27 protein-coding genes are annotated in these 23,563 nt (G+C 49.6%); all 27 read right to left on the minus strand.

All coding sequences use genetic code 11. From position 1 onward, the window contains the following. Window positions 1-231: 231 nt before the first annotated feature. Window positions 232-882, minus strand: coding sequence for a translation elongation factor Ts (gene tsf / locus PCH05_RS26115; protein ID WP_127607487.1), 651 nt, complete (start codon window positions 880-882; stop codon window positions 232-234). A gap of 127 nt (window positions 883-1,009) precedes the next feature. Further along, window positions 1,010-1,708: a 30S ribosomal protein S2 gene (gene rpsB, locus PCH05_RS26120; protein ID WP_127607489.1), complete on the minus strand. Its 699-nt coding sequence runs from the start codon at window positions 1,706-1,708 to the stop codon at window positions 1,010-1,012. Window positions 1,709-2,030: 322 nt separating this feature from the next. Continuing rightward, window positions 2,031-2,645, minus strand: a complete 615-nt coding sequence (locus PCH05_RS26125) for an endolytic transglycosylase MltG (protein WP_127607491.1) — start codon at window positions 2,643-2,645, stop codon at window positions 2,031-2,033. Next, window positions 2,642-3,214: a hypothetical protein gene (locus PCH05_RS26130; protein WP_127607538.1), complete on the minus strand. Its 573-nt coding sequence runs from the start codon at window positions 3,212-3,214 to the stop codon at window positions 2,642-2,644. Before PCH05_RS26130 ends, PCH05_RS26125 begins: the two co-directional genes overlap by 4 nt. A gap of 74 nt (window positions 3,215-3,288) precedes the next feature. After that, window positions 3,289-3,603: a hypothetical protein gene (locus PCH05_RS26135; protein ID WP_127607493.1), complete on the minus strand. Its 315-nt coding sequence runs from the start codon at window positions 3,601-3,603 to the stop codon at window positions 3,289-3,291. A 57-nt stretch (window positions 3,604-3,660) separates the two neighbouring features. Continuing rightward, a complete protein-coding gene (locus tag PCH05_RS26140) occupies window positions 3,661-5,070 on the minus strand; it encodes a flagellar assembly protein A (RefSeq protein ID WP_127607495.1) in 1,410 nt (469 codons plus the stop codon). A 30-nt stretch (window positions 5,071-5,100) separates the two neighbouring features. Continuing rightward, a complete protein-coding gene (locus tag PCH05_RS26145; RefSeq protein WP_127607497.1) occupies window positions 5,101-5,889 on the minus strand; it encodes a FliA/WhiG family RNA polymerase sigma factor in 789 nt (262 codons plus the stop codon). 14 nt (window positions 5,890-5,903) lie between these two features. Beyond that, the gene (locus PCH05_RS26150; protein WP_127607499.1) at window positions 5,904-6,314 is read right to left on the minus strand and encodes a hypothetical protein; all 411 of its coding nucleotides are present in this window, start codon (window positions 6,312-6,314) and stop codon (window positions 5,904-5,906) included. A 2-nt stretch (window positions 6,315-6,316) separates the two neighbouring features. Beyond that, window positions 6,317-6,814: a chemotaxis protein CheD gene (locus PCH05_RS26155; protein WP_127607501.1), complete on the minus strand. Its 498-nt coding sequence runs from the start codon at window positions 6,812-6,814 to the stop codon at window positions 6,317-6,319. After that, entirely contained in the window at window positions 6,807-7,400 is a 594-nt protein-coding gene (locus tag PCH05_RS26160) for a chemotaxis protein CheC (protein ID WP_371860593.1), read from the minus strand. Before PCH05_RS26160 ends, PCH05_RS26155 begins: the two co-directional genes overlap by 8 nt. A 36-nt stretch (window positions 7,401-7,436) precedes the next feature. Next, complete coding sequence (locus PCH05_RS26165) at window positions 7,437-7,898, minus strand: chemotaxis protein CheW (RefSeq protein WP_127607505.1); 462 nt, start codon at window positions 7,896-7,898, stop codon at window positions 7,437-7,439. Window positions 7,899-7,955: 57 nt separating this feature from the next. Further along, on the minus strand, window positions 7,956-10,043 hold the full coding sequence (locus PCH05_RS26170) for a chemotaxis protein CheA (RefSeq protein WP_127607507.1): 2,088 nt from the start codon (window positions 10,041-10,043) through the stop codon (window positions 7,956-7,958). Between the two features lie 33 nt (window positions 10,044-10,076). Beyond that, window positions 10,077-11,372 (minus strand): protein-glutamate methylesterase/protein-glutamine glutaminase, encoded by a 1,296-nt coding sequence (locus PCH05_RS26175; RefSeq protein ID WP_127607509.1) that lies wholly within the window; start codon window positions 11,370-11,372, stop codon window positions 10,077-10,079. 34 nt (window positions 11,373-11,406) lie between these two features. Continuing rightward, window positions 11,407-12,306 carry a MinD/ParA family protein gene (locus tag PCH05_RS26180; protein ID WP_127607511.1) on the minus strand — a complete coding sequence of 300 codons (900 nt, stop codon included), beginning with the start codon at window positions 12,304-12,306 and terminating at the stop codon, window positions 11,407-11,409. Beyond that, a complete protein-coding gene (flhF, locus tag PCH05_RS26185) occupies window positions 12,303-13,733 on the minus strand; it encodes a flagellar biosynthesis GTPase FlhF (protein ID WP_127607513.1) in 1,431 nt (476 codons plus the stop codon). The genes PCH05_RS26180 and flhF overlap by 4 nt, the downstream gene beginning before the upstream one ends. After that, a complete protein-coding gene (flhA, locus tag PCH05_RS26190) occupies window positions 13,730-15,763 on the minus strand; it encodes a flagellar biosynthesis protein FlhA (RefSeq protein WP_127607515.1) in 2,034 nt (677 codons plus the stop codon). Before flhA ends, flhF begins: the two co-directional genes overlap by 4 nt. Before the next feature lie 27 nt (window positions 15,764-15,790). After that, complete coding sequence (gene flhB / locus PCH05_RS26195) at window positions 15,791-16,879, minus strand: flagellar biosynthesis protein FlhB (protein ID WP_127607517.1); 1,089 nt, start codon at window positions 16,877-16,879, stop codon at window positions 15,791-15,793. A 21-nt stretch (window positions 16,880-16,900) separates the two neighbouring features. Beyond that, window positions 16,901-17,689 (minus strand): flagellar biosynthetic protein FliR, encoded by a 789-nt coding sequence (gene fliR / locus PCH05_RS26200; protein ID WP_127607519.1) that lies wholly within the window; start codon window positions 17,687-17,689, stop codon window positions 16,901-16,903. Between the two features lie 12 nt (window positions 17,690-17,701). Next, on the minus strand, window positions 17,702-17,971 hold the full coding sequence (fliQ, locus tag PCH05_RS26205; protein WP_127607521.1) for a flagellar biosynthesis protein FliQ: 270 nt from the start codon (window positions 17,969-17,971) through the stop codon (window positions 17,702-17,704). A 28-nt stretch (window positions 17,972-17,999) separates the two neighbouring features. After that, window positions 18,000-18,752: a flagellar type III secretion system pore protein FliP gene (gene fliP, locus PCH05_RS26210; RefSeq protein ID WP_127607523.1), complete on the minus strand. Its 753-nt coding sequence runs from the start codon at window positions 18,750-18,752 to the stop codon at window positions 18,000-18,002. Next, window positions 18,749-19,288: a flagellar biosynthetic protein FliO gene (locus tag PCH05_RS26215; RefSeq protein WP_127607526.1), complete on the minus strand. Its 540-nt coding sequence runs from the start codon at window positions 19,286-19,288 to the stop codon at window positions 18,749-18,751. The genes fliP and PCH05_RS26215 overlap by 4 nt, the downstream gene beginning before the upstream one ends. Before the next feature lie 5 nt (window positions 19,289-19,293). Continuing rightward, window positions 19,294-19,659 (minus strand): response regulator, encoded by a 366-nt coding sequence (locus tag PCH05_RS26220; protein ID WP_127607528.1) that lies wholly within the window; start codon window positions 19,657-19,659, stop codon window positions 19,294-19,296. A gap of 27 nt (window positions 19,660-19,686) precedes the next feature. Then, the gene (fliY, locus tag PCH05_RS26225) at window positions 19,687-20,946 is read right to left on the minus strand and encodes a flagellar motor switch phosphatase FliY (RefSeq protein WP_127607530.1); all 1,260 of its coding nucleotides are present in this window, start codon (window positions 20,944-20,946) and stop codon (window positions 19,687-19,689) included. Then, window positions 20,936-21,934 carry a flagellar motor switch protein FliM gene (fliM, locus tag PCH05_RS26230; protein ID WP_127607532.1) on the minus strand — a complete coding sequence of 333 codons (999 nt, stop codon included), beginning with the start codon at window positions 21,932-21,934 and terminating at the stop codon, window positions 20,936-20,938. Before fliM ends, fliY begins: the two co-directional genes overlap by 11 nt. A gap of 57 nt (window positions 21,935-21,991) precedes the next feature. Beyond that, window positions 21,992-22,456, minus strand: coding sequence for a flagellar basal body-associated FliL family protein (locus PCH05_RS26235; RefSeq protein WP_127607534.1), 465 nt, complete (start codon window positions 22,454-22,456; stop codon window positions 21,992-21,994). Next, window positions 22,453-22,677 carry a flagellar FlbD family protein gene (locus PCH05_RS26240; protein WP_127607536.1) on the minus strand — a complete coding sequence of 75 codons (225 nt, stop codon included), beginning with the start codon at window positions 22,675-22,677 and terminating at the stop codon, window positions 22,453-22,455. The genes PCH05_RS26235 and PCH05_RS26240 overlap by 4 nt, the downstream gene beginning before the upstream one ends. Before the next feature lie 58 nt (window positions 22,678-22,735). Then, a complete protein-coding gene (gene flgG / locus PCH05_RS26245) occupies window positions 22,736-23,554 on the minus strand; it encodes a flagellar basal body rod protein FlgG (RefSeq protein ID WP_127607540.1) in 819 nt (272 codons plus the stop codon). Window positions 23,555-23,563: the final 9 nt, after the last annotated feature.

Genomic DNA, 23,563 nt, shown 5'->3' on the forward strand with positions numbered 1-23,563 from the left:
GATCGAAGCAACGCAACGTCGACAGACCGCGTTTTGCGGATTCCTTATATCTTAAGAAAAACTTCCGATGCCGGCAGAGTGCCTTGCAGCGGATGTTTTCCTCAAGAAACCAGACGGTATTTGACGCAAAGCGATACTTTCTGATTTCTGAAAAAAGAGGGAACACTGGCGTGTTCCGCTCTTTATTGTACACTATTTATTCATGCGCATAAACTGGCGCCGTTCAACAGCTTAGTTTTTAACTTGAGCCATAACCTCTTCAACGAAGTTATCCACTTTTTTCTCCATGCCTTCGCCCAGTTCGTAACGAACAAAGCGGCGGATCGAGATGTTTTCGCCGATCGTGCTGATTTTTTCTTTCAGCAGGGTAGCGATGGTTTTGTCCGGATCTTTGATGAAAGGCTGCTCAAGCAAGCAGAACTCTTCATAGTATTTACCGATGCGGCCTTCAACCATTTTTTCAACGATTTTTTCAGGTTTGCCTTCGTTCAGGGCTTGAGCCTTCAAAATCTCTTTTTCTTTTTCGATTTCCTCTGCAGGCACTTCTTCGCGAGCTACATAACGAGGGCTGGAAGCCGCAATATGCATTGCGATGTCACGCGCGAATTCTTTGAACTGGTCTGTTTTACCTACGAAGTCTGTTTCGCAGTTGATTTCAACCAGTACGCCGATACGTCCGCCGCCGTGGATGTAAGATTCTACAACGCCTTCGGTTGCTACGCGTCCAGCTTTATTGGCTGCTGCGGCCAAACCTTTTTCACGAAGAACTTCAACCGCTTTGCTGATGTCGCCATTTGCTTCTTCAAGCGCTTTTTTGCAATCCAGCATACCTGCGCCTGTTTTTTCACGAAGCTCTTTTACTGCACTTGCACTAACTGCCATGGAATATTCCCTCCAACAATGTTTGGTTTTTTAGGTAGCGATCTTAAAAAAAGGGCAGTGAGAGGTTATACACCTACCAACCACCCTTTTCATTTAATTCATGTCTATGTCTTGCTATCTGCTGAACTTAGGCAGTTGTTTCTTCGCCTTGGTGAGCTTCCACCACTGCGTCAGCCATTTTGCCAGTCAACAGTTTAACGGCACGGATCGCGTCGTCATTACCAGGAATAACGTAGTCGATTTCGTCCGGATCGCAGTTCGTATCAACGATACCTACAATTGGGATACCCAATTTGCGGGCTTCGGCAACAGCGATGCGCTCTTTGCGAGGATCAATGATGAAGAGGGCGCTAGGCAGGCCTTTCATGTTCTTGATACCGCCAAGGAATTTTTCAAGACGATCTTTCTCTTTGCGGAGAAGGATAACTTCTTTTTTAGGCAGGACAGCAAATGTGCCGTCTTCTTCCCATTTTTCGAGTTCTTTCAAACGGTTGATACGTTTTTGAATAGTTTCGAAGTTTGTCAAAGTTCCGCCGAGCCAGCGTTGGTTGATGTAGTACATACCGCAACGTTCAGCTTCTTCTTTCACGGAATCTTGAGCTTGTTTTTTCGTGCCGACGAACAGAATAGTTCCGTTCTCTTCAGCTACGCCTTTAACAAAGTTAAAAGCTTCTTCGACCTTTTTAACTGTTTTTTGCAGGTCGATGATGTAAATACCGTTTCTTTCAGTGAAGATATATTTATCCATTTTCGGGTTCCAACGACGAGTTTGGTGACCGAAGTGAACACCAGCTTCGAGAAGCTGTTTCATGGAGATTACTGCCATCTTCACACACCTCCTAAATTTGGTTTTTATTGTGTCCTCCGCTGCTTTCATTTCCCGTCAAGACTCTCCATCAGGAAAGCACCCTTTACGAAATCCGACAGCGTGTGTTTTAACACCGTCATTTAATATACCATAAGTGAATGACTGATGCAACGCCTATTCCAGGGTTTTTCATTCGTAATTAAAACAATACAAAAAAACGTCAATTGACGTACTTATATAGAAAGCAGACCGTATTAAATTGTAGATTTTATTGTAACTTCAGGCTGTCCATTCTCCCATCTGAACAAATATCTAAAAAAACCGTCCGCTGGGTGTCTCATCAGCTGGGCGGTTTTGTCGTAATTTTGGATATGATGCTGTTAAAATCCTCGCCCGGGGCAAACTCGTATGTGCCGGACTGGATTTTGGTACTCATCTTTTTACTTCTCCCTTTTTCCACAAAAGCCGCCGTGTCGGAAATAATGCCGGACTGCTTCAATTTCGAGGCTACATCCGTCAGATTGCTTCCGCTTGCAATTTTCACTTTGATGGATGGAGATTTAGGCGTTTTAGGGCTCTTGCCGGCGGCAGGCTCTTCGGTCTTCGGCGTTGAGTCCTCTGTCTTGGATTCAGGCTGAGCTGGCTGATCGGGCGCTTTGGGAGCATCGGTCTTATCGGCTGCTTTCGGCGATTTCACCTCGCTGCCCTGTGCTTTCGAGCTTTTATCGACCATTTGCTGCTTCCATTCCTCTTCCGTCATTCGTTTGTCCCCGGCATCCACCAGCTCCATATCCATCGCTTCCGCCTGCTCCTGAAGCTGCTCCTTGGTTAGCTTGTCCGCTGGAGCATCCGACAGGACCTGCGCAGCTGTCCCTACGTTCATCAACTGCAGCAAAAGCGCTCCCACCAGCAAACCGCTGCCCAGACCGATCATAAAGGAACGATTTTTGATCACAGCGATCCCTCCTGTTTGGCAAGCTGCAGGATCAGCTGCACTTCCCCGCTCTGCATCCCCGTCACTTTTGCGATTCCGTCTACGGATTTGCCCTGCGCATACAAGTCAAAAAGCTCCGAATAACGATCACGGATGGACGGTTCCTGAGGCTCTGGTTCGGGCTCTGCCAAAGAAGGCTGCTGTTCCTGTTGGTATCGGCTGATTTGGGCAGCTGCCACCTCCTGAGCCTGAGCCAGCATGACGGCTGCCGCTTGATGGGTTCCTTGTTCTGCCGCCGTAATCCGAGCCTCGTGCTGAAGCGTCTGCTGCTCCAGCTGAACCAGCCGCTGCCTCAATTCGGCAAGCTGCTCCTGATGGGCAAGTTGCTTGGATTCCGTTTCCTGTTTCATGCGGCTGATCAGCTCAACCAGTTCTTCATTTTCCCTTTCGATATCTGCCATGTACTGCTCGAGCGTCGCTTCCACCTCTTGAACCAGCTTCTCTTTATCAGAAGAAGACTTGTCGACTTGCCGTTTAGGCAGCATGAGAGCATAGACAATGGCGGCGGCGCCCAATATAACGACAATCATCCACGGTTTCAAACCTTGCGATCTCCTTTAACTGCTAATTTACGAATCCGATAGAGATACAAACTCTTACATACTTACAGAGAAACATCAAAATGGCGACCCTTGAACGGGTGCTCCGCATTGTGATGCTCCTCCTGTTCCTGCTTGGACTTGTGCGAATGCGAGTCTCCATGTCCGGAGGATTGCTGATTCCCGTCTCCTCGCACCGCAGCATTCGCCGTCTCATCAATTCCTGAACTGCGCTGCCGGAGTTCTTGGCTTTCCTTCAGCTGCTGACCCGCCAAGAACTGTTGTTCTTGAGAGGTTTTATGATGAACATCGTTTTGTATCTTGCTTGCTTCCGTCGTACGAGGGATGGCAATCTGCATTTCTACCGCTTTTAGACTCACGAAGATTCACCTTCCTCCAGGAGGATTTCTATGATCAGGCTGAACCAACTCGAATCTCTAGATGTACGGGGTCATCGTAATGTCGCCTTCATAATAGTAAAAAGAAACGCGTTCTGCGGGGTCCTTAATAAATCTCGTGTATCTGCCGATCATAATCTTGGAGCCCCCATATATCATTTTTATGACGTCAACTCTTGCTTTACCCGTATCTTCAAGCGTTTTCTCGATTTCAAGTATGCGCTCCCTTACAACACCCAGCTCTCGCTGAGACGACTTCTGCGTCGCATTCAGCTTGACGCGAAGGGCAACCTTATCGGGTGTCAGCTGACCCGTAGAAGCCAGCTGATTCAGCAGATGCAGGGCTTTATCCGTTTTATCCAGCGCTTCCTTCAATTGCTTGGTTTGAACCCGAAGCTCCGTCAGCTCGTTTCTCAGCTCCGGCTGCACGCCGACCTCGATCGCCGTCATCGTGGACATGCTGTTACCGATCGTGCGGGCCGTTACCCGTTCTCCCGCCTGAATGCTGCCGCCGACGATCAGACCCTTGGTTCCATTGCAAATCACATTTTTGCCTGCCCGGATATTGGAATGCATAATGCTTTGCGAAACGATGACATCCTCGCCCGCTACCACGTTTCCATCTTGAATAAACGAGCTTTTCACGTTTCTGCCCGCCTTGACGTAACCTTTGTTGTAGCCGATAATGCCGCTGGTAATTTCAATCGATCCGTCTGCATCCAGTTCTGCTCCTTCCACGCCGCCTACGACGCGGATATCACCGGCTGCCTTGACTCGAAATCCCGTCAAAACATTGCCCCGGATGACAACGGTACCCACAAAGTCGATGTTGCCCACGCTGTAGTCCACATCGCCATTGACCTCATACACCGGAAACACGTTAATCTTCCCTTTATCCGTAGTCGCGATCAGGCCGTCGATGGCTGCATACATCGAGGTTTGCTCGGCATCGAGCACAACATTTTTCCCTACTTTAAAGTAGGCTTCTTTTCCTGGTTTGAATGGAATCAATTCACCGGTCACCGAAGTCCCGGGTTTACCCGGAGCTGGCGGAATCCGCTTGGCAATAAGCTGACCTTTGATGACATTGTTCAAACTCAGCAGTTCCTTATAATCCACCTTTCCGTCTTCGGTTTCCAAAGGTTTATGATCCTTCTCGTTGCGCAGCTTGAACGCATACTCGATATAACCGTCTTTCCCGCTTTCAGGCTGATCCCCCATCGCTACGGGTGTTTTGCTGAACATATACTCCTCAGGATGACTGGCGAACCGGTTGACAATATCCCGCTGAATTCCGTGTTGAATCTGATGGGTGCGCAAAAACAGCATCAATTCGTCTTCTGTGCACTTGAAGCCCTCATCACGCTTTGAAAATTGTATATATGCAACGCTCTTATCATCTGAAAACGTAACACTTAGAAAAGTATCCAATGCTATTTGGGCTGTCAATCTTTTTCCTCCCCTCTATTTCTACAGCGGTTAGTCGTTTTGCATCAGCAAATCCCGATGTTTTTCCAGCGTTCCACGCAGACGCAAAATCGCTTTGGAATGCAGTTGAGAAATTCTCGAAGGTGAAAGAGACATCACTTCGGCGATCTCGCTAAGTGATAAATCTTCATAATATAGTAATGATACGACGGTGCGTTCTTTTTCGGTGAGTTTTTCCAACCCCTTGACGAGCGACTCCTTCAAATAGAATTCATTGACTTTATAGTCAGGATTCTTCGCCTTATCGTCTACCATGACAGAGATCCGGGTTTCGGACTCTTCCTCACGGATGGGATCTTCAAGCGAGCATAGTGACATAACAGCCACCTCTTGCAGCATATGCTGAAATTCCTTCACGGAAATATTCATATAGTCGCTCATCTCAGCATCGGAAACAGACCTGAGATGCTTCTGCTCCAGCTGCTGATAAGCATCCTCGATTTTCTTGGCTTTTTCGCGGACGGAACGCGGAACCCAGTCCCCTTGGCGCAGGGAGTCGAGGATCGCTCCCCTTACCCGAAAGGATGCATACGTTTCGAACTGGAGGCCACGCTTATAATCAAACTTGTCGACCGCATCGATCAATCCCATAACCCCATTGCTGGCCAAGTCGTCTTTGGAGACGTTTTTGGGCAGCCCAATAGCCAAGCGGCTTGATACGTAATCCACAATATGCAAATGATTCTCGATCAATTTTTTCTTCGCTTCCAGACTTCCGTGCTCTTTCCACTGTTCCCAAAGCTCGGCGTGATTCAGATGAGAAGTTTTACGCTCGTTCACTACCCTCACCCTCCTTATTTTTCTGTCAGGTGACGAACCGCTTTGGCCATTTCTTCAGGATCCTTTGTCGTTACCAGTTTCGGCGGATTGAGTGGCGTAAAGCCTTGATCGCCTTCAGTGGAAGGCTCGCGTTTTGGCTTCAGCAGCTCGTTCAGTTCATCGCTTTCATCCGGGGTCGTCAAATCCAGCCGAGTTCCAGCCTGCTTGTCCTCGCCATCCCCGGTCATAGGTAAAGATGATCCCTGGGGGCTGCTCAGCATTGTCCAAACCCACCGGAGCAGAAATGCCAAAAGAAACCACGCGACAAAAGACACCAGCCCGCGTATAACACTTGTCATGAACAAATTATGTGTCAGAGAAAACAGCAAGGTCCATATAAACCCTATAACGCCAAATACAAGATTAAACCACAGATTTCCTTTCATGGCTACATTTCCTTTACACCTGTTTGTACACTGCGGATATATAAAATCCCCGAACTTGCATCCAATTCGATGGTACGCCCGTAGTTCCCGCCAGTGTCTTCTGCAATGAGCGGAATGTGAAGCTCTGCCAGCTTAAGCTTACAGGACTCGATATTCCGCGGTCCGATTCTCATGGTGTCCCCGGTACCGGCAAATGCGAACATCTGCGAGCCTCCTGCCATTTTGGCGACGATGCGCGAGGGGGATGCACCTAAGTGCAAAAGCTTTTCAAGAAGAGCAGGTAAAGCCGTGTCTGCATACTTGGCGATGTTCAGCTGCCCCTCACGGGCAATATCCGATGATGGAAGCATGACATGCGCCATCCCAGCTATTTTCAACTGGGGATCGTACATCGTGAGTCCAATGCAGGACCCGAGGCCGACCGTCCGGATTATTCCGGAACGCTGCACGACATTCAAATCGGCCATACCTACCTTCACAATGCTTTGCTCTTCAATCATAATCCACAGGTACTCCCAACGCTTTAAAAATCTTGGAAAAAGAATCCGGATCCGGTATGAGGAAAAACTGTCCCTCCACCTCATGATCACCCTCTAGAAACGTCGTATCGATCAAAAGGGCATCGTCTCCCATTTGTCCGAATTGCAACAAACCATAGCTCAGGATCGCGCCCGCCATATCCATCGCCAGGGCTGGAACGGTAGGGGACATGGAGAGGTTCGTAAAGTCAGCCAATGAGGATAAATAAGATCCGGCTAAAATATTACCTATTTCACATAGCGCAGACTGTTCCATTTCGTCAAAAAAGCCCTCACCCTCCAGCGGTATGCCTACCAATCGGTTCAGCAGACTTTTGGCTGCCTCTGGACTTAAAATGAAGAAAAGGTTGCCCGGGGCATCTCCCTCGACACGGAGAAAGATGGCCACCACAAGCTTCTCGGCGCCTCCCACCTTATCTGAAATTTCCTCAAAGGACAGAAGCTGCACTTTAGGCACGGCCATATCCACGGGTTTGTTCAGAAGGAGGGATAGAGCCGTCGCCGCATTGCCTGCGCCGATATTTCCGACTTCCTTTAAAACATCCATTTTAAATTCTTTAAAATGCTTGAAGACCTCCACGGGCTACTCCTCTAAGCTTTCCAATTGGATGATTTCGTTTTTGTTCAGCACCTCGGAGAGATTGAGCATGATAAGCAGACGGTCATCGCCGATTTTCGCAACACCATCGAGGTACTTCGCCTTGATGCCCCCAACCACTTCGGGAGGTGTTTCGATACGGTCTGTGTGCAAATCAATGACATCGTTGGCCGAATCGACGATAAAGCCGACTTCCATCTCGTTGACCGCAACGATAATAATCCGGGTCTGGTCCGTGTACTCTGTGTCTTCGAGACCGAAGCGGCCGCGAAGATCAATAACCGGAATCACTACGCCCCGCAGATTAATGACACCTCTTACAAACGAGTATGTCTTAGGAACTCTGGTAATGGGAAGCATGCGTTCAATCGTCTGAACCTTGTCCACTTCGATTCCGTATTCCTCGCTGCCCAGCTTAAACACGATTACTTTAATTTCTTCTCCCATGGGAAAAACCTCCTTTTATGAATACAAGCCGGGATGCCGATGTAGGCTGCTGCTTGTTTATTTTATAAACACATTCGGATCCAGGATGAGGGCAACCTGGCCATCCCCAAGAATGGTGGCCCCGGAAATGCCTTTAATCGGAGGGAGATACTTGCCCAGCCCCTTCAGAACGATTTCGTTCTGACCGATGAACTCATCAATCGCCAAAGCAGCCAGGCGCTCGCCTTTATGAATGACGATGATTTCGGTTTCAGCCTCTTCTCTTTCGTCGAAGTCTTTGATGTTGAAGATGCGGCTTAGCGAAATCAAAGGAATATGCTGCCCACGGAACTCCACCATTTTGTTGCCATGTACGGTGCGGATTTGCTCTTTCCGAATAATCCCCGTCTCGACGATCGAAGACAGCGGAATGGCATACTTCTCGGAGCCCATTTTCACGAGCATGGCTGCAATGATCGACAGGGTGAGCGGAAGCTGCACCGAGAAATTCGTTCCTTTGCCTGGAGTGGAGTAAATGGTCACCTGACCGCCGAGAGACGTGATCTTGGCTTTGACGACGTCTAGGCCAACTCCGCGTCCGGATACATCGGATATTTTTTCCGCTGTACTGAACCCTGGAGCGAACAGAAGCTGATTCACTTCTTCATCGGACATGCCCGCTGCCTGCTCTTCGGTGACAACGCCTTTTTTAAGAGCCGTTTTGAGGATCTTATCGCGATAAATGCCGCGACCGTCTTCTTCAATTTCAATGAAAACATGATTACCGCTGTGGAATGCCCGCAGATGAACCGTGCCGGTCTCCGGCTTTCCGGCGCTGATGCGGTCCGCAATCGGCTCGATGCCATGGTCAACGGCATTTCGCAAGAGATGGACCAGCGGATCGCCGATTTCGTCGATGACCGTACGGTCGAGTTCCGTCTCCGCACCGGTGATAATCAGATCCACCTTTTTGTCCAAGGATTTGGCCAAGTCGCGGATCATGCGGGGAAAACGGTTAAAGACCGTATCGACTGGAACCATCCGAAGTTTCATGACAATATCCTGCAGATCGGAGCTCACGCGGCTCATATGCTCAACCGTCTCCGTTAATGCATGATTTTGCACCTCACTGGCTAGCTGCTCCAGACGAACACGGTCAATCAGCAATTCGCTGAATAAATTCATCAGCACATCGAGTCTTTCGATATCTACGCGGATCGTACGTGAAGGAGCTGCGCCTCCGGTCTTGGCTGGCGATTTCGCAGCAGGAGCTTGCTGGGACGCATGCTGCTCCTGAACCGGGACTTGCGGCTTCTTCTCGTCCGCTTCCGCCTTGACAGGCGCTTCAACAGCTGCTGCCGCTTGCTGCGAAGCCGATCCGAGCTCGCTCATCTGCTGTAATGATTCCTGATCAAGCTCCATGACGGTGACCTTGTCGATCTCCGAGACGTTTAGAATCTGCTGCTGCAATTCGGCAGGATCCTTCAGTGTTATGTAATAAAGAGAAAAGCTGTGATCGAATTTTTCTTGTTCAATGTCCTGCGCGGACGGAGAAGACTTGATGACTTCGCCGGATCTCTCCAGCAAATCAAATACCATATAGGCACGCACAGCCTTCAACTGGCAGGTTTCGCGGATGTAGACATCCAGATACAGGACACGATGGCCGTCAGCGATCGATTGATTCAATACGGAGTACTGAAACTCGTCCAATTGGATCGCCGTATTGGCTCCGGATACCGAAGCTTGAGCCTCATCAGCAGAGACGGGTTTGGCGGACAGGTCCTCTCCCCTGACAATCGCTTGCAGCGAAGATACGATTGCGGATACGTCCGCTTTGCCATCTCCGCCCTCGGTAATATCCTGAACCATGGACTCCAGGGCATCCAGGCCCTTGAACAACGTGTCAAAAATAAAATCCTGCATAGCCAGTTTTTCGTTCCGGACCAGATCCAGCACGTTTTCCATCTGGTGGGTCAGCGCAGCAAGATCCTCGAACCCCATCGTTGCGGCCATCCCTTTTAATGTGTGTGCTGAACGGAAAATCACTTGTACAATCGAGAGATCATTCGGGCTGCCTTCTAGCAAAAGCATATTTTCGTTCAATGATTGTAGATGATCGTTGGACTCATCAATAAACATGGATAGGTATTGGTTCATGTCCATTGTGAGACACCTCCTTTATAAGTTCGCTTTCCGTTACTTCACAGCCCGGACGAGACCGGCTGCGATTTCTTGAAGCGGTAAAACATGGCTTACACAATGCAGTTCGACCGCCGAGCGCGGCATCCCGTAAACGACGCAGGTCTCTTCGCTTTCGGCGAAGGTGCTGTTCACGCCCGAGTCGTACAGGCGCTTCATCATCCGCGCTCCATCGCTGCCCATTCCCGTCATGAGCACGGCATGGCGTTTCAGTCCGGAAAGCGGAAGCAGCGATTCAAACAGTACGTCCACCGAAGGCCGGTGGCCGTTGACCGGTTCGTCTTCCGAGAGCATGAACGTATACCGGCCTCCTGCAGACTGTGCCACCCTCATATGCTTGCCTCCCGGCGCGACATACGCACATCCGGCTTTCAGCACCATCCCGTGCTCAGCTTCTGTGACTTCCAAGCCGCTGAAGGAATTCAGCCGCTGTGCGAGCGATTTAGTGAAGTTCGGCGGCATGTGCTGCACAATCACTACAGGAGCGGACAGACCCGCCGGAATTTTTTCCAGCACGGCCTTCAGCGCCCTTGGCCCCCCCGTGGAGCAGCCGATCGCCACAATCTGATGAATGTCCCCCCGCTGCTCATGCGATGAAGCTGGGGCATAAGCCGGTGCAGCAGGAGACTCCTCAACCGTAAGTGGTTTCTGCGGCGGTTTGGGCATGAAGGAAACCAGCTTTTCCCGTTTGGGTTCGAGACCGTTTTCCTGCCGCTTCGCTGCAGCCTCCGTTTTTTTGGACAGAGGAGCTTGCCGTTTAACAGGTTCCGGCTTTGTTCTCCGTACCTTTGACGGCGCTGAGGCAGCCGTCAGCGTGGTTAGGTCTTCCGTGTTTTGCTGCTGCTTCTGCTGTTTCTTCTGCTCCTCCGCCTTGAACGCGGCTCTTCTTTCGCGCGCGCTCATCGCTGCCTTCAACTGCTCCAGCAGCGCGTCCCCCACCTGTTCGATATGCTGTGAATAGGTTAAGGACGGCTTGCGGATAAAATCAAAAGCCCCGGATTCCAGAGCGATGATCGTTTCTTTCATTCCTTCCTCGTTAATGCCTGACAGCATAATGACGGGAAGCGGGTACTCTGCCATGATCAGCTTGAGCGCCTCAAGGCCGTTCATTTCCGGCATTTCCACATCCATCGTGACGATATCCGGCTTCAGCCTCGTGATTTTTTCGACAGCATCCCGTCCGTTCACAGCCGTGTCGATGACCTGAAATGCGGGATCCTTTTCAATCAAATCCGAAAATATTTTCCGCATAAATGCCGAGTCATCTACCACTATGACTTTATATGGCGTCATGCCATTTCCACCCCTGTTCCCTTTTACAAAAGAATCATTTTGTTCGACGAAGCCACTTTTGCATAAATCCTTTGATTCCTGTCGAGGCACCGGGTTCCCGGGAAGCAGGAACGAGCAGGTAATGTTGGGCTATACGCTGTACATCCCGCGCAGCCATGCAATTCGGAAATGCCGTTGAAAAAGGAACTTGTTTTTTGACGGCCTGCACCACATGGTTGTCGTCGCTGATGTATCCGAGCATCGAGATCTGCACATTCAGAAATCGCTGCGCAGCCATCATGATTTTGTCGGCTGTTTGGACAGCCTCTTTTTCATCCCCGGCTCTGTTCACGATAAGTCTGAACGATGTGTCCTGCTCTTGGCCGCTGACCACTTTAATCAGTGCATAAGCATCGGTGATGGATGTAGGCTCCGGGGTCGTAACAATCAAGCATTCGTCTGCGGACTGAATAAAATTGAAATTCGCCTTGGAGAGCCCAGCCCCCGTGTCAAATATGATGAAGTCCATTTCCGAGGCGATACTTTCAATTTGCGCTGTAAAATAATCCAGATCGCTCTGGGATAACGAGAACAAATCCGCCATCCCCGAGCCTCCCGCTATAAATGAAAGATAGCCGGGCCCACGCTCGATGATCTCATCGATTCTCTTCTCGCCGCGCAGCAAATGGTACAGGTTATACTTCGCGGAAATGCCCATCAGAACGTCGATATTCGCCATTCCGATATCGGCATCAAAAACCAGGACTCTCTTCCCCATGGACTGAAGCGCCAGCGCAAAATTGAGGGTGAAATTGGATTTTCCGACGCCGCCTTTTCCGCTGGACACCGTTATAAGCTTCGCGGTACGCTGTGGCGCTGTTTCCGGGATCTGTGCGGCCCGTTCACGTTCCCGCTTCATCACCAGATTCCTGAGCGTCTGTGCCTGGTCCGTCATGCCCCTTCTTCTCCCAGCAGCAGACTGGTCAGCGTCCGTTCTTCAGGCAGAAGCAGATCATCAGGGACGTTCTGGCCATTGGTCATATAGGAAAGGTTCAGAGGAAACTCTTGAATCAGATTGATGATCGAACCATAGCTGCCTGTTTCGTCGAGTTTGGTAAAGATCACCTTGTCCAGCCCGTATTTACTGAAATGCTCGGTGATTCTCTTCATGTCCTGTGCCTTGGAGGTCAAGCTGAGCACTAAATAGGTTTCGCTTTGTTCCATCGGAGAGAACAAGCTTTGGAGCTCCGAAACCAGAAGCTCATTCCGGTAATTCCGTCCTGCCGTATCCATAAGAATCAAGTCGCAATAGCTCAATCGCTGTATGGCACGCTGCATGTCCCCTGGTGACTGCACGACTTCAAGCGGGACATTCAGGATGGAGGCGTAGGTTCTGAGCTGCTCTACTGCCGAGATCCGGTACGTATCCGAAGTGATGAACCCCACTTTACGGTGATAACGGAAAAGCTGCTCAGCCGCCAGCTTGGCGATCGTGGTTGTTTTCCCGACACCCGTCGGACCAGCCACATAGACCATTCGGGTATTGCTGGCTATGCCTCCACCGAACCGGCCCGCCAGGAACGACTTGATCTGCTCGCGCATAAAGTCTTCCAGTTCGGCGTCCGTAAGCACGCGGCCTTTCGCTTCCCAATGCTCATAGGCGGATTCAATCCATTCCTGCACGATATCGGATTCGATTTCCTGCTGCAGCAGACGGTCTTGAAGCTTTTGCAGCGGTTCCGGAAGCGTCTGACGCATGGCGGACTGGCGGGAAATTCTCGCCATCCAGGCCTTCATTTCACGCAGTTCCTCCAGCAGCCTCTCTTCGGCCTCTGACGAGCTTTTCTTTTCGATAGGAATTTCGACCTCAGCTTTATTTACTCTCTCAGCTGCCTTTGCCGAGGAACGATTCGCCTCGATTTCATTCCACGGAAGCTCCGGAGAGTCCATATGGGCAGACTGGGTATCGGAGGCAGCGCGGTTATCCACAGGCTGCTGTCTCATAGACTGAGCCACCTGCATGTCTTTCAGCGCCTGCTCGATATCGACCGCGGCTGCGGTCTGCTCGGCTGCGGTCGGCGCCGAGGCTTGGTTCGTCGCCGCTGATGTGAGCTCAGCGGTTTTCCTGTATGCCTGCGGCACCGCTTTTTTCGGAACGGCCATGGATGGACGGGTTGCGGCTGGAGCCGTTTTTTTGGCTTGGGATTGCTCATCCTTCTCGACGGCCGCAACCACTTCGATTTTCTTTTGTCTGAACATCCCCAGGAAACCGCCAACCTTCGTCTCCTTGGTGCTTAGTATGACGGCATCGCCGCCCAGGTCATTGCGGATCTGGAGCATAGCTTCAGGCATCGTATCGACCAGATATCGCTTTACTCTCATAAATTCACCACTCCGACACTCTGAATTTCAACATTCGGCTCAAGCTCGCTGTAGGAAAGCACCGGAATGTCCTGCATCATCCGCTCGATGACTTGCCGCAAATACATGCGGATCGTAGGCGAGGTCAGCAATATCGGCTGCTGGCCGGATTGCAGCAAACGGTTCACCTGCTCGCTAAGCTTTTGATATACCGTTTGCGTGGACGTCGGATCCATCGCCAGATAGCTACCCTGCTCGGACTGCTGCACGCTCTCGGCTATCTTTTTCTCGAGCGAAGGTCCTACGGTAATGACTTTCAGCGTCTCCCCTTCTTGAGAGAACTGCTGGGTGATTTGACGGGACAAAGCCTGTCTTACGTATTCGGTAAGAACGTCCGGATCCTTCGTGAATTGGCCGTAATCAGCCAACGTTTCAAAAATGGTTACAAGATCGCGGATGGAAATTTTCTCGCGAAGCAGCTTCGCAAGCACTTTTTGCACGTCGCCGATCGACATAATGCTTGGAATCAGCTCGTCGACAAGCACCGGATAATTTTCGCGCAAATTGTCGACAAGGGTTTTGGTTTCCTGACGGCCGATCAACTCGTGTGCAAGTTTTTTGATCAGTTCGGTCAAATGCGTTGCCACTACGGATGGAGGATCTACAACGGTGTAGCCGGAAAGCTCGGCCCGTTCTTTCGTCGTTTCATCGATCCACAATGCCGGGAGACCAAAAGCCGGTTCTAAAGTCTCAATACCGGAAATGCTTTCGTCTTCATACCCAGGACTCATTGCCAAGTAGTGATTTAGTAATAATTCACCGCCGCCGACTTGATTTCCTTTAATTTTTATGACATATTCATTCGGTTTTAGTTGAATATTGTCGCGAATTCGAATGACGGGAACGACGAGTCCCAGTTCAAGTGCGCACTGCCTGCGGATCATGATGATCCGATCAAGCAGGTCTCCACCCTGCTGAACGTCCGCAAGCGGAATCAGGCCATAACCGAATTCGAATTCGATCGGGTCCACCTGCAGCAGGTTGATGACACTTTCCGGACTTCGTACCTCTTCGATCTGCTGCTCTTCTTCCTGCTGCTCCACTTCGATCTGCTTCCGCGTCATATTTTTCTGCATCGTATAAGCAGCGATGAACAGAAGCACTGCAAGAGGCAGCGTCGTGAGGATATGGATCGGCGTAAAAATGCCGAGCAGCGCGACGGTTCCTCCGACGATATAGAGCAGCTTCGGATATGACATCAGCTGTTCGGTCAAATCGCTCGCCAGGTTCCCCTCGGAAGAGGAGCGGGTTACAATCAAGCCGGATGCGGTTGAGATCAGCAGCGCCGGAATCTGAGACACCAGTCCGTCGCCGATCGTCAGCACGGAATAGGTGGACAATGCATCCGTAAAGCCCATGCCGTTCATGGACATGCCGATAATAAAGCCGCCGACGAGATTGATAATCAGAATGATGATGCTGGCAATGGCATCGCCTTTAACGAATTTCGTCGCACCGTCCATCGCCCCGTAATAATCCGCCTCGCGTTCCACTTTCCTGCGCCGCTCGCGCGCCTGCTGCTCATTGATCAGACCGGCGTTCAAGTCGGCGTCGATGCTCATCTGTTTACCCGGCATCGCGTCGAGCGTAAAGCGTGCGGCTACTTCCGCTACCCGTTCCGAGCCCTTGGTAATGACGATAAACTGCACGACGACCAAGATCAGAAAGACGATAAAGCCTACTGCGATCTGCCCGTTGGCAATCCAGCTGCCGAATGTCGATACGACCGTACCGGCGAAGCCGTTGGACAATATCAGTTTGGTGGTTGATATGTTTAGCGCTAGGCGAAACAGGGTAGTGATTAAGAGCAGCGATGGAAAGATGGAAAATTGCAAAGCTTCCTTGGTGTTCATGGCTACCAGCAATATCGTAAGAGCGAGCGAGATGTTAATGACTAGCAAAATATCCAAAAGCCAAGTAGGGATCGGAAGAATCATCATGAGAACGATGCCGATGACACCTAGTAATACCGTAAGCTCTTTCTTTTTCAATGGATTCACTGCCTCCGATCCCTGGAATTATTTAACCTTGCCTTTTAACTTGTATACATATGCCAATACTTCAGCCACGGCCTGGAACAAATCGGCGGGAATGGAATCTCCGATCTCTCCTCTTTGAAACAGGGCGCGGGCGAGAGGTTTGTTTTCCATGGTTATGACGCCGTTTTCTTTGGCGATTTCCTTGATCCTTAAGGCGACAAAATCCTGTCCCTTCGCTACAATCTGCGGAGCCTCCATCTCGGAACCTTCGTATTTAAGTGCTACCGCAAAGTGAGTCGGGTTCGTGATGACCACATCCGCTTTAGGAACCTCCTGCATCATGCGCTGCATCGCCATCCGGCGCTGACGTTCCCTGATTTTACCTTTAATCAGCGGGTCGCCTTCCATTTTCTTATACTCGTCTTTGATGTCCTGCTTGGACATTTTGATGCTTTTCTCGAATTCATATCTTTGGTAGAGAAAATCGAGAATCGACATGGCAAATAAGGCAGCTCCGATTTTGAGCCCCAGGTTCATCGTCAGGCTTCCCACGAAATGAAACGTTTTTTCGATATTCATCTCCGAAAGCTTGCCAATCTGCGGCAGGGCACCTGACAAGGTTTGATACACCAACAGCCCGATAATCGTAATTTTGAAAATTGATTTTAAAAATTCGACAAGCGATCTGACCGAAAATATATTTTTAAAGCCCTTGATCGGATTGATCTTGCTGAACTTCGGCTTCAGGTTTTCACCCGTGAGCATAAATCCGACCTGCGCCAAATTGGCGACCAAAGCGACGACGATCGTAGTGATAAACAAGGGTGCCAGCAGAATCATAATTTGAACCACGTACTGCATCGCCATGCTCATGACATTGCCAATCGATATGCTCGTATTTATGCGATTAACGAACACATCCTTAAACAGCTCGACCAAATGTTCCTTGATAAAGCCGCCAAACATCAACAAGCTTAGAAAAGAGGCAAGCAAAACAATGGAGCCTGACAGCTCCTGGCTTTTGGCGACCTGCCCTTTTTTACGGGTATCCTGCCGCTTTTTAGGCGTTGCTTTTTCTGTTTTTTCCCCGGCGAACAACTGTAAATCTAGTGGATACCTGTAGGACACTTTCGTCGCTCCCCCATCCTGTTACGTCGGCCTGTGCCCCAAGATCCCCAGCAATTTCTGCATCGATTCAAACATGATATTAAACAAGTCTCCGAATATATAAGAAAAGGTGGGTACAAGCAGCATCAGTACAGCTAAGCCTACGATCACTTTTAAAGGCATCCCGATCACGAATACGTTAAACTGCGGAGCCGTACGGGCCAGAAACCCGAGACCGAGATCCGTCAAAAATAACGCGGTGACGATTGGCGCCGACATTTGAAAGGCCAGCACGAACGATTGACCAAACGTTTTGACTAAAAATTCCGAAATGCTTCCGTTGTACAGCTTGATGAAAAAATCATTCGATAACGGCACCCAATCATAACTCCGGATAATGCCGTCCAGCAGGTAATGATGCCCGTTCATCGTCAAAAACAACAGTACGGCAAACATGTACTTGAAGTTACCCAGCACCGGTGAAGAGGTTCCGGTCATCGGATCAATGACGTTGGCAATACCGAAGCCAATCTGAATATCCATAAAGGCACCGGCCGTCTGGATGACCATGAACAGCAGATAAGCCACAAAGCCTAACAGCAGTCCGATCAGAATCTCCCGGATGATCAGGAGGACATAGGTCAAATCAGCCGGAAGCTCCTGGTGCACCCCGTAGGTTAAAAACACAAGCACGGAGAGAAAAAAGGACATGCCGATCTTAAATGTATTCGGTACGCCTTTAGAGGACAGCACGGGAGCCACTACAAAAAAAGAGGTAATTCGACAAAAAATAAGCATAAAAACCGGCAGGCTATCCAGCAGCATGTTCATAGAGCATTCCGCCTAACCGATATATTTGTATAGATTATTAAAAATGTTGTACGTAAAATCCACAAGCGTCGTTAAAATCCATGGACCAAACAGCAGAATGGCCAGCAGCACCGCCACGATTTTCGGAATGAAAGCCAGGGTCTGTTCCTGAATCTGCGTTGTGGCCTGAAAAATACTTACGATCAGACCCACGATCAGGCCAAGAAGCAGCATCGGCGCACTGACCTTCAGCACGGTAAAAACCGCCTGTCCGGCAAGTCCGATAATAAAATCAGCTGTCATAGCCGGCCTCCTTCACCTTATACAATCGTCATGTGTTAAAGCTCATCAAGAGCGATTTGACGACCAAATACCATCCGTCAACGAGTACAAACAACAAAATTTTAAAGGGCAGTGAAATCATGACCGGCGGTAGCATCATCATCCCCATGGCCATCAGTGTGCTGGCGACGACAATATCGATAATCAGAAACGGAATGAATATCATAAAGCCCATCTGAAACGCTGTCTTCAGCTCACTTATCGCAAATGCGGGCACCATGACGGTAAGCGGAATATCTTTATAGGTTTTCGGTTTTTCCGTCTTGGTGTATTTCATAAATAACAGCAGGTCCTTCTCCCTTGTTTGCGAGAACATGAACTTTTTCATCGGCTCTGCCGCTTTGTCCAGGGCCTGGGTTTGAGTTATTTCACCCTTCAAATACGGCTGCAGAGCAACGTCATTAATCGATGAAAACGTTGGTGTCATCACAAACAGTGTCAGAAACAAGGCTAAGCCGATCAGTACCTGATTGGGCGGCATTTGCTGCGTTCCAAGCGAGGTTCTCACAAATCCCAGCACCACGACGATCCGGGTGAAGCTTGTCATCAGCACCAGCAGCGCCGGCGCGATGCTGATGACAGTAACCAGGAGTAGAATCGATAACGAGCTGGTGCTCGGCTTGCCTCCTGAATCGCCCACCTTGATATCAATATTGGGAATGGGATCAGCAAAAGCTGCTGTTATTGCAAGCAAACTAATAATCGATAACACGATGCAAGCAAGCAAAACCTTCTTTTTCATGGATCCCTCAACCGATCTGTAGTATTGTCTTCGCGCAGAAGCTCCTCCATTTTCTCTTTCCGTGTGGACATTTTGCGAAGCTTTTCGTCAAAAACCTCGTGAAAAGATGACGTATCTTCCAGTTCAATATCCTCCGAGACGGGACCTTGTTGTTTGCGCAGCTTGGAAATCAATTTGTTAACCAGAGGCGAGAAAGCGCCCGACTGGGCACTCGATTCTTCCTCAAAAGCCTCCAGGATCAATCTGACTTCATCCGGATCGGTAATCTTGTCGACCAGGCGAATATCCTCCCCTACACCGACCAGATACAGATTGCTGCCAATTTCAATCACCTGCAGGGATTTATTCGGACCCAGCCCAACAGCGCCCAAGGTCCGAACAGCACGACTGGTAAACCATGTCTTGTTTTTCTTGCCTAAAAAACGGATTAACAAAATGATCAGTGCAACGATGACGGCCAGAACGACAATGACATACACCAGATACAGGGCATAATTCCCCGAGCTTTGTGGCGTTAATGTATCGGCGCTAAGCATGGAGCTTATACGCCTAACGTTTTGTTAATTGCTTCGATAACACGGTCCGTTTGGAACGGCTTCACGATAAAATCCTTGGCTCCGGCTTGGATGGCGTCGATAACCATAGCCTGTTGCCCCATTGCGGAACACATGATGACTTTAGCGCTTGGATCCAGCTTCTTGATTTCCTTCAGAGCGGCAATCCCGTCCATTTCAGGCATGGTGATATCCATTGTAATCAGATCCGGGCGAAGCTCTTTGAATTTTTCGATTGCCTGCGCTCCATCCTGAGCCTCTCCTACGACTTCAAAACCATTTTTAGACAAAATATCACGGATCATCATTCTCATAAATGCTGCATCATCCACGATAAGAATACGGTTAGCCATTGATTAAAAATCCTCCCTAAATTTTGCTTATTGTAATTTTTGTATTCGGTCCCATTGGCTTAGAATGTCCGTGACACGTACACCGAAGTTCTCGTCGATTACAACAACCTCGCCTTTGGCGATCAGCTTGTTGTTTACGAGAATATCAACAGGCTCGCCCGCGAGCTTGTCCAGCTCGATAATCGAACCTTGGGACATTTCCAAGATATCCTTTATTTGCTTTTGGGTCCTTCCTAATTCTACGGTGACTTTAAGAGGAATGTCCATCAATAAGTTTAAATTATTTTGATCGACTGACCCGAATGCTCCAGATTGCAGATTCGAGAACTGCACAGGCTGTACATTCACGTTGCGGTTATACTGTGTTCCGTAGTGCTGCGGCGCTCCGTAATGCGGCATTTGCATTGGCTGGTTCGGATCATACGCCGGCATATCCATTGGCATTCCTTGTCCCGGAGCTCCGTATCCCGGAGGATACGCCGCAGGCTGCTGATTCTGATTAGGGGACTCTTGCTGCTGCGGTGCCGGTTGCGATGGTGCAGCCGTCCGCTCAGGAGCCGCTGCCGCCGCAGTCTCTTGCACGACTTGCTCGATCGGTTCGGTTCCATGAATCAGCATGTTCACCATATCCTTCGCAAACTGGATCGGAAGTAGCTGCATGATCGTCGAATCGATCAGATCCCCGATCGTAAGCCGGAAAGATATTTTGATCAGCGTTTGGTCCGCTGGAAGACTGCTGACACCGTCGCCGCTGGATACATCCAGAATGTCGATTCCCGGAGGCGAAATATTGACAAAACGGTTAAAAATCGTAGACATCGATGTCGCCGATGATCCCATCATCTGGTTCATCGCTTCCTGAACCGCGCTGATATGAATCTCATTCAGCTCCTGGTCGTCAGGATTGCCTTCTCCGCCCAGCATGAGATCTGCGATAACCTGCGCGTCCCGTGTTCTGATAACGAGCGAATTGATACCCTCAAAGCCGTCTACGTATGTAACATGAACCGCAACATGAGGTTTAGGGAATTCAGACTCAAACTGCTCTCTTGTGATGACCGATACTTTCGGCGTTGTAATTTCCACTTTTTTGCCCAGCAGGGTCGAAAGGGCTGTAGCTGCGCTTCCGAAAGTGATGTTGCCGATTTCCCCCAGAGCGTCCTGCTCCAAAGGCGTCAAATAATCATCGACCGAGGACCCCCCTCCGCTACTTGGGGAATGATCCGATTCAGACTGCTTCAGCAGGGCATCTATCTCTTCTTGCGACAAATATTCGTTACTCGTCAATCTCCTCAACTCCTTCACTGACAATTTCGTCGATTTGAACAGCCACGCGGTCCTTCAATGTTCCTGGACTTCCGATGAATTTCAGTCGGTCTCCTACCTTGATCGAAAGGCCGGATTCCACCGTTTTGTTGAGGCTGATCACGTCACCCGGGCTAAGTCCCAAAAATTCCGAAATGGAAATTTGCGAGTTTCCAAGCTCGGCGATGATGTTCAATTTAGCCTGACTGATCCGGTGCTTCAAAGACTCTGCTTCTTCGGGAATGCTGGATTTCTTTTCGGAAACGAACCATTGATGCGCCGACAATTTCGACATAATCGGTTCCAGGACAACGTGCGGAATACAGAGATTGATCATCCCGGTCGTGTCGCCTATTTTAGTGCTCAATGATATGAGCGCAATCGTTTCATTGGGAGAAACAATCTGCATGAATTGCGGGTTCGTCTCCATGGCTTCCATCCGAGGGGAGATGTCCAGAACCGTCTTCCAAGCTTCCGCGAGACTATCAAAGGCCCGGCTGAATATCCGTTCCATAATCGTTGTCTCGATTTCCGTGAGCGTGTTGATTTTCGTAGGAGCATTGCCGACACCGCCCAGCAGACGATCGAGCATGGCATACGCTACGTTCGGATGAACCTCGAGTACCATTCTCCCCTTTAAAGGCTCGGCCTCAAAAATGTTGAGGATCGTCATTTTGGGAATCGAGCGAATGAACTCATCGTATGGGAGCTGTTCAACCTGAACCACGCTAATCTGGACAAAGGTCCGAAGCTGGGCCGAAAAATAGGTGGTCAGGTAACGAGCAAAGTTTTCATGAATTCGGGTAAGGCTTCGAATATGGTCCTTGGAAAAACGAACCGCGCGTTTAAAGTCGTACGAGCGGACTTTTTTCTGTGTGTCCTCTTTTTTCAGCTCCTCGGCGTCCATTTCACCGGACGATAGGGCGGCCAGCAGTGCGTCGATCTCATTTTGCGATAATACATCAACCAATCATCTCACCCCCCTTAAGGATTGTCTTGGGTTCTCTCAGGATTTAGCAGATCCATTTTAGAGTGGAGTTAAAATATAGTTTGTGATTTCGATTTGTGTCAGTTTACCTTCAGTCAAAGTTTTATTGATCAAATTGATCAATTTTGCGCTTAATTGGTCCTTGCCGCCCGAACCCCGCAGCTCATCCGGTTTGGTATCGGCAAGCGTTTTGATAATAATCGGTTTAATTTTGAACTCTTTGATCTTGTCGAATTCCGCTTTGGATTTCTTATCGCTCAATTGGAACGCAAAATTCATCAATACGATATAATCCTGATCTGCAAGATTGGTCTTGATATCCGTAATTTCAGATGTCATTTCCACAAGTTCATCCGCTGATAATTTTTTTACCTCGATCGCCTGGGCCGCAGTATTCGTATTGATAGTTTTTCCGAACATTGAAGGCGCCAGCAGAACGACGGCAACCACGATCAGTGTAATAGCCAGAAGTATCGTTATTAGCCAAGGCAGCATTTTTTTCATGAGTTTTCCTCCGTTTGTTGCACTTTTATAGTGGCATTATGAACGCCGATTTCCTGATTGTATTGTTTAACCAAGGAAATGACCTCAGCTGCTTTCTCCAAAACAATCAGCCGTTTGCCCGTGACCAATGTGATATATGTGTCTGGCGTTTCTTCCACTGTTTCGATAAGCAGAGCGTTCAGCCATAATGGCGAGCCGTTTAACCGGGTAACAGAAATCATAGCAGGCCTCCTATGGAAATTCGGGAGAGGTCACCCTCTCCCGAGGTTTAATCATCGATTAGCGTTTCAGATTTACGATTTCCTGAAGCACTTCATCCGAAGTCGTTATGATACGAGAGTTTGCCTGGAATCCGCGCTGGGCGACGATCATCTCGGTAAATTCGCCGGTCAGATCGACGTTGGACATTTCAAGCTGTCCGGAAACGATGGCACCGGTGCCATCCTCGGCATTATTCGCCGTAGTAGGTACCAGTTCTCCGTCCGGATTCGCGTTGATCGTCATCCGGTACAGATTACCGCCGATTTTCTCCAGGCCTTCCGGATTGACGACTTTGCCTACGCCAAGCTTAATGCCTGTTTCGGTCCCGCCGTCAGCCAGCTTTTGCACGACGGTGCCGTCCTGCGAGATCGAGAATGCCGTCGCATCGTCCTGCAGCGTGATCGGCGTTCCATCCGAGTCGCACACATACAAGCCATCGGAGGTAACGAGGTTCTTGGCTGCATCCACATGGAAGTCGCCCGCCCGCGTCAAGAAAGGAACCTCTTGCGCATCATTCAGCTTCACCAGGAAAAAACCGTCGCCATCAATCCGGACGTCCGTCGGATTATTGGTCGTCATAGCGCTGCCGCCCAAATGAACGGTATCGATGGAGCCAACCGACACGCCAAGGCCGATTTGCTTGGAGTTTACCCCGCCCTGCTCTGTACCGTTTGGTGCAGTTACGCCGGCAACGGTCTGGCTCATGACATCCTTGAACATGACACGTCCGGATTTAAAACCAACCGTGTTCACGTTTGCGATGTTGTTGCCGATGACGTCCAGCTTCGTTTGAAAACCGCGCATACCCGAGACGCCTGAATACATGGATCTTAACATTGAATAATT

Origin of the sequence: Paenibacillus chibensis (genome assembly GCF_004001045.1) — a bacterium.
Lineage (GTDB): Bacteria > Bacillota > Bacilli > Paenibacillales > Paenibacillaceae > Paenibacillus_AQ > Paenibacillus_AQ chibensis.